General features: G+C 66.9%; 5 protein-coding genes. 4 read left to right on the top strand and 1 reads right to left on the bottom strand.

Annotation, left to right across the window (positions count from 1 at the left end; all coding sequences use genetic code 11):
• Positions 1 to 78: 78 nt before the first annotated feature.
• Entirely contained in the window at positions 79 to 1,236 is a 1,158-nt protein-coding gene (gene macA, locus ACI2KK_RS22725; protein ID WP_404670704.1) for a macrolide transporter subunit MacA, read from the top strand.
• A gap of 8 nt (positions 1,237 to 1,244) precedes the next feature.
• Positions 1,245 to 3,245, top strand: coding sequence for a MacB family efflux pump subunit (locus ACI2KK_RS22720; RefSeq protein WP_404670703.1), 2,001 nt, complete (start codon positions 1,245 to 1,247; stop codon positions 3,243 to 3,245).
• 156 nt (positions 3,246 to 3,401) lie between these two features.
• On the opposite strand, the gene ACI2KK_RS22715 is transcribed toward ACI2KK_RS22720, so the two are convergent.
• On the bottom strand, positions 3,402 to 4,046 hold the full coding sequence (locus tag ACI2KK_RS22715; protein WP_217843327.1) for a helix-turn-helix transcriptional regulator: 645 nt from the start codon (positions 4,044 to 4,046) through the stop codon (positions 3,402 to 3,404).
• A gap of 259 nt (positions 4,047 to 4,305) precedes the next feature.
• On the opposite strand from ACI2KK_RS22715, the gene mdcA reads away from it, so the two are divergent.
• On the top strand, positions 4,306 to 5,967 hold the full coding sequence (mdcA, locus tag ACI2KK_RS22710) for a malonate decarboxylase subunit alpha (RefSeq protein ID WP_404670702.1): 1,662 nt from the start codon (positions 4,306 to 4,308) through the stop codon (positions 5,965 to 5,967).
• Positions 5,967 to 6,959, top strand: coding sequence for a triphosphoribosyl-dephospho-CoA synthase (locus ACI2KK_RS22705; RefSeq protein WP_404670701.1), 993 nt, complete (start codon positions 5,967 to 5,969; stop codon positions 6,957 to 6,959). Before mdcA ends, ACI2KK_RS22705 begins: the two co-directional genes overlap by 1 nt.
• Position 6,960 lies beyond the last annotated feature (1 nt).

Genomic DNA, 6,960 nt, shown 5'->3' with positions numbered 1-6,960 from the left:
AGGCCGCTCCTACAGAGATCGACCGGCCACAACGCATCGTTTTGGCATGTGACAACTATCAGGATTGAAGAGCGTTTTATGGACAAGAGCAGAACGCGCAAGATCGGCCTCGGCATTGCCGTGGCCCTGGTGGCGGGGGTGGCGTTGTACGCCATCCAGGCGCCGGCCAAGCCGCCGCAGTACATCACCGCCACGGTGGAGCGCGGCGATATCGAAAACGCCGTGCTGGCCACCGGGGTGCTCGAAGGCATCCGCCAGGTAGACGTCGGCGCCCAGGTGTCCGGGCAGTTGCGCTCGCTGAAGGTCAAGCTCGGCGACAAGGTGCAGAAGGGCCAGTGGCTGGCCGAGATCGACCCGCTGGTGCTGCGCAACACCCTGCGCCAGGCCGAGGTGGACGAAGAAAAACTGCGCGCCGAGCGGCGCTCCACCGAGGCGCAGTTGCAGCAGGCGCGGCGGGTGTACGAGCGCTACAAGGCGCTGCAGAGCGACGAGTCGGTGTCGCGCCAGGACTACGAGAACGCCGAGTCCCAGTACCAGGTGCAACTGGCCACCCTGCGCTCGCTCGATGCGCAGATCAAAAGCGCCCAGGTGCAGGTGGACACGGCCAAGGTCAACCTGGACTACACCCGCATCAATGCGCCGATCGACGGCGATGTGGTGGGTATCGTCACCCAGGAGGGGCAAACCGTGATCGCCCAGCAACTGGCGCCGATCATCCTCAAACTGGCCGACCTCGACACCATGACGGTCAAGGCCCAGGTGTCGGAGGCCGACGTGATTCACATCAGCCCCGGCCAGCAGGTGTACTTCACCATCTTGGGTGAGGACAAGCGCTACTACGCCACCTTGCGCGGCACGGAGCCGGCGCCCCAGGACTACCTGGAGACCACCGACAAGACCGGCGCCAGCAGCACCCGGCAGAACAATGCAGTGTTCTACAACGCGCTGTTCGAGGTGCCCAACCCCGAGCACCGCCTGCGCATCGCCATGACCGCTCAGGTGCGTATCGTGCGCGACACCGCCCAGGCGGTGTTGATGGTGCCGGTGGCCGCCCTGGGCGCGCGCAACGAGGATGGCAGCTACCGGGTGCGGGTGCTCGATGCCAAGGGCCAGGCCCAGGTGCGCGACGTGCAGGCGGGCATCAACAACAACGTCAAGGTGGAGGTCAAGGCGGGCCTGGCCGAAGGCGACCGGGTGGTGATCGGCGAGCCGGTCGGCGACCTGGCGGGGGCCTGAGCATGAACATGAGCGTTGCACCGGGCACCCTGTGCCCCCAGGGCGTCGAGCAGCAGCCGGCCTTGCTGCAGTTGCGCGGCGTCAGCCGCAGCTTCATGGCGGGCGACCGCGAGTTTTTGGCCTTGCGCGAGATCGACCTGAGCATCCAGGCCGGCGAGCTGGTGGCGATCATCGGCGCCTCGGGCTCGGGCAAGTCGACCCTGATGAACATCCTCGGCTGCCTGGACCACGCCAGCGCCGGCAGCTACCAGGTCAGCGGCCAGGAAACCCGCGACATGGACGACGAGGCCCTGGCGGCGCTGCGCCGTGACCACTTCGGTTTCATCTTCCAGCGCTACCACCTGCTGCCGCACCTGGATGCGCTGCGCAACGTCGAAATACCGGCGGTGTACGCCGGCACCCCCCAGGGCCAGCGCCATGAGCGGGCCCGCGAGCTGCTGACCCGGCTGGGCCTGGCCGGGCACCTGGGCCACCGGCCGAGCCAGATGTCCGGCGGCCAGCAGCAGCGGGTGAGTATTTGCCGGGCGCTGATGAACGGCGGCCAGGTGATCCTCGCCGACGAGCCCACCGGGGCCCTGGACACCGCCAGCGGCAAGGAGGTGATGCGCATCTTGCTGGAGCTGCATGCAGCGGGGCACACGGTGATTCTGGTGACCCACGACCCCAAGGTGGCGGCCCATGCCGAGCGCATCATCGAGGTCAGCGACGGGCAGATCGTCAGCGACCGGCGCAACCGCCAGGACCTGGAGGTGCCCGCAGAACCTGCGCCTGCTGCCAGCGAGGCGCCGCGGCCACGGCGCCTGGTGGCAGGCTTCGGGCTGTTCCGCGAAGCTTTTGCCATGGCCTGGATCGCCCTGGTGTCGCACCGCATGCGCACCTTGCTGACCATGCTCGGGATCATCATCGGCATCACCTCGGTGGTGTCGATCTCGGCCATCGGCGAGGGTGCCAAGGGCTACGTGCTGCGCGATATCGAGGCGATTGGCAGCAACACCATCGACATCTACCCGGGCAGCAACTTCGGCGACAGCCGGGCCAAGTCCATCGAAACCCTGCTGCCGGCGGACGTCACCGCGCTGAACCAGCTGTACTACGTCGACAGCGCCACCCCGGTGATCGGCCGCAGCCTGCTGGTGCGCTACCGCAACATCGATGTGGACGTGCAGCTGAACGGCGTCAACGAGCGCTACTTCAAGGTGCGCAACATCCGCTTCGATGCCGGCATCCCGTTCAGTGCCGACGATGCCCGGCGCCAGGCGCAGGTGGTGGTGATCGACCACAACACCCGCCAGCGCCTGTTCGGCGAGGGCGTCGACCCGCTTGGCCAGGTGATTTTGCTGGGCAGCCTGCCGTGCACGGTGATTGGGGTGACCGCCGAAAACAAGAACCTGTTCGCCGCCAACAACGGCCTGAACGTGTGGCTGCCCTATGAGACCGCCGCCGGCCGCGTGCTCGGCCAGCGTCACCTGGACAGCATCAGCGTGCGCATTCGCGACGGCGTGCCGAGCAAGCGGGTGGAGCAGGAGGTCAACGCGCTGATGCTGCAGCGCCATGGCACCAAGGATTTTTTCACCAACAACCTCGACAGCATCATGCAGACGGTGCAGAAGACCAGCCGTTCGCTGACCCTGCTGCTGTCGCTGATCGCGGTGATTTCGCTGGTGGTGGGGGGCATCGGGGTGATGAATATCATGCTGGTGTCGGTGACCGAGCGTACCCGCGAGATCGGCATTCGCATGGCGGTGGGGGCGCGCCAGTCGGACATTCGCCAGCAGTTTCTGGTGGAGGCGGTGATGGTGTGTTTGATCGGCGGGGTGATCGGGATCGGGCTGTCCTATGGCATCGGCTCGTTGTTCACCCTGTTTGTGTCGCAGTGGCAGATGGTGTTTTCGCTGGGCTCGGTGGTGACCGCGTTCGCCTGTTCGACGCTGATCGGCATCGTGTTTGGCTTTGTGCCCGCACGTAACGCCGCCAGGCTCGACCCGATCGAGGCGTTGGCGCGGGATTGAGTGACCCTGCATGGCCCCCTGTGTAGGAGCGGCCTCGTGTCGCGAAAGGGCTGCGCAGCAGCCCCGGCGATCTTGCATGAGTCCAAGAACCTGGGGCCGCTATGCGGCCCTTTCGCGACACAAGGCCGCTCCTACACCAGGGCGCAGGATTTGAGGTCAATGATGCCGCGCCGGCACCTGGGCGCCGTACATCCAGCGCATCAGCGAATGCCGCCCGCTGATGCCCAGCTTGATCGCCGCGCGGCGCAGGTAGCTTTCCACCGTATTGACCTTCAACGCCAGCAGCTCGGCCTGCTGCGGCGCGGTGTGCCCGGCCAGCAGGCCCAGGCATACCTGGCGCTCGCGCTCCGAAAGGCTCAGCCCGCTTTGCTGCAAGCGCTCGAGAAAACGCGCCGGCAATGACTCGCCAACTGCCGGCGGCGCCGGGTGCAGGGCATCGCCGTGCTTCTCCAGCATCGGCAGCAGCAGCGGCGAGATGTCCTCCAGCAAGTGCCGTTCGGACAAGGTGAAGGCATCGCCCTGGGCGGCGCGCAGCACGGTGATCTGGTAGTGGTAGCCATTGTTGCTGCGGGCCATTTGCAGGCGCGCCGGGTCGCCCAGGGTGATGGCCGGGTGCGACAGCACGGTTTCGCACAACAGCGGTGCGTCGCCTTCGCCAGAGGCAATGCGCGACTGGCTGATATGCGTGGCATCGACCGTCAGCTGGGTGCGAATCAGGTCGTGTAGCCGGCGCGGAAACTGTTGGCTGCCGGTGCTGGCGATGGCTTTGCCGATCTGGGGAAAGGGCAGGTGTGGGGGCATGGTGTCGTCCGTGAGTCAATGAAAGTGAGCGCTGCCTGTCCTGTAGCGGCGCGAAAGCGCTTCGAATCCTAGTACAACGATTGAGTGACCGTTGAATGAAACGCATAGTGGCATAATAGTGGCATTCTCGCCGATTAGACAGCCTGACCGCTGGGTCATCGTTAACCTTAGCGTAATGAATCGACGGTCTGCTTGATTGATGCAGCACTTGCCTGCGCCCTAAGGTGATTCCACGACAGCGAACCCGTGGAGTCACCCAATGACAACAATGAAGAATCCACCGCCGCAATGGTCGCGCCGGCGCGCCGAGAAACAGCGCCGCCTTGAGCGCGTGCGGCATCTGGCCGATGGCGTGGTGCTGCCCACCGAACGCATCGTCGAGGCCCTGGAGCTGCTGCTGGCCCCGGGCGACCGGGTGGTGCTGGAGGGCAACAACCAGAAGCAGGCCGATTTTCTCTCCCGTTCGCTGGCCAAGGCCGACCCGGCGCGCCTGCATGACCTGCACATGATCCTACCCAGCGTCAGCCGCGCCGAGCACCTGGACCTGTTCGAGCGTGGCATCGCGCGCAAGCTCGACTTCAGCTTTGCCGGGCCGCAGAGCCTGCGCATCGGCCAGTTGCTTGAAGACGGCCTGCTGGAAGTGGGCGCCATCCATACCTACATCGAGCTGTATTCGCGCCTGCTGGTGGACCTGATCCCCAACGTCACCCTGGTGGCCGGTTTCATGGCCGACCGCGACGGCAACCTGTACACCGGCCCCAGCACCGAGGACACCCCGGCGCTGGTGGAGCCGGCGGCGTTCAGCGACGGCATCGTCATCGCCCAGGTGAACCAGCTGGTGGAACGGGTAGACGACCTGCCGCGGGTGGACATTCCGGCGTCCTGGGTGGACTTTGTTGTGGTTGCCGACCAGCCGTTCTACATCGAGCCGCTGTTCACCCGCGACCCGCGCCACATCAAGCCGGTGCACGTGCTGATGGCGATGATGGCGATCCGCGGTATTTACGAAAAGCACCAGGTGCAGTCGCTGAACCATGGCATCGGCTTCAACACCGCCGCCATCGAGCTGATTTTGCCCACCTACGGCGAATCCCTGGGCCTGAAGGGCAAGATCTGCCGCAACTGGACGCTGAACCCGCACCCCACGCTGATACCGGCCATCGAAACCGGCTGGGTGCACAGCGTGCATTGCTTCGGCACCGAGCTTGGCATGGAGGACTACATCGCCCAGCGCCCGGATGTGTTCTTCACCGGGCGTGATGGCTCGCTGCGCTCCAACCGCATGATGTGCCAGCTGGCCGGCCAGTACGCGGTAGACCTGTTCATCGGCGCCACCCTGCAGGTAGACGGCGACGGCCATTCCTCCACCGTGACCCGCGGCCGCCTGGCAGGTTTCGGCGGTGCGCCGAACATGGGCCACGACCCGCGCGGCCGGCGCCATGCCACCCCGGCCTGGCTCGACATGACCGTGCCCGACACCTTGCTGGAGCGGGGTCGCAAGTTGGTGGTGCAGATGGTCGAAACTTACCAGGAGGGCGGCAAGCCCACTTTCGTCGACACCCTGGATGCCGTGGAGGTGGCGAAAAAAACCGGCATGCCCCTGGCCCCGGTGATGATCTACGGCGACGACGTGACCCACTTGCTCACCGAAGAAGGCATCGCCTACCTGTACAAGGCGCGCAGCCTGGAAGAGCGCCGGCAGATGATCGCCGCCGTGGCCGGGGTGACCGCCATCGGCCTGCGCCATGACCCCGCCGACACCCAGCGCCTGCGCCGCGAAGGCCTGGTGGCCTTGCCCGAGGACTTAGGGATTCGCCGCACCGACGCCAGCCGCGAACTGCTCGCCGCGCGCAGCATCGCCGAGCTGGTGGAGTGGTCCGGTGGCCTCTACAACCCGCCTGCACGGTTCAGGAGCTGGTGATGAAAGCACTCGACCTGAAGCCGCATCAGCTTCTTCGCGGGCAAGCCCGCTCCCACAGGCACGGCGCTGTGCCGGAGGCCCTGGTGATCCCTGTTAAAGACACCGAGCATGAAATTCATGCGGTCCCTGTGGGAGCGGGCTTGCCCGCGAAAGGGCCGGTACAGGCCAGCCCCGTCGCTCTGGCTGATCACCTTGCCGACCTTGCCGTCGAAGCCCTGCTCGACGAAGCCGATCTTTCACCCAAACCGGGCCTGGTGGACCGGCGCAGCAACGGCGCCCACCACGACATGAGCCTGGCCCTGATGCACGCCTCGGCCCTGGCCCTGTGGCCGTGCTTCAAGCACATGGCGCAAGCGGCGCTACAGCACGGCGCGATCACCCCGGCCCTGCGCGCCGACCTGGGCCGCATCGGCCGCGAAGGCGAGGCCGCCATGCTCACCACCACCGGCGGGGTGAACACCCATCGCGGCGCCATCTGGGCCTTGGGCCTGCTGGTGGCCGCCCGGGCCCTGGGCGGCCAAGCCGATGCCCGGGCCGTGGCCAGCCGCGCCGGGCGCATCGCGCTGCTCGACGACCCGGCCTGCCCGGCGCAGCACAGCCACGGCAGCCAGGTACGCCAGCGCCACGGCGTAGGCGGCGCCCGCGAGCAAGCCCAGCTGGGCTTCCCGGCGGTCATCGACCACGGCCTGGTGCAGCTGCACCGCAGCCGAGCCGCAGGCTGCAGCGAGCCCCACGCCCGGCTCGACGCGCTGCTGGCGATCATGGCCACCCTGGGCGACACCTGCGTGCTCTGGCGCGCCGGTACTGAAGGCCTGCAATCCGTGCAGCAGGGCGCCCGGGCCGTGCTCGGCGCAGGCGGCAGCGCCAGCCTGGCCGGGCGCCGCCAACTGCGAAGGCTCGATGCGCAGCTGCTGCAACTGAATGCCTCACCGGGCGGCGCCGCCGATCTGCTGGCTGCCTGCCTGTTCCTCGACGCGGCCGGAGGCCTGTGAC

The sequence above is a fragment of the Pseudomonas sp. NPDC089406 genome (assembly GCF_044900265.1).
Classification (GTDB): domain Bacteria; phylum Pseudomonadota; class Gammaproteobacteria; order Pseudomonadales; family Pseudomonadaceae; genus Aquipseudomonas; species Aquipseudomonas fakonensis.
Note: the sequence above shows the minus strand (reverse complement) of the source record. Positions and strands in the feature narration are given on the sequence as shown.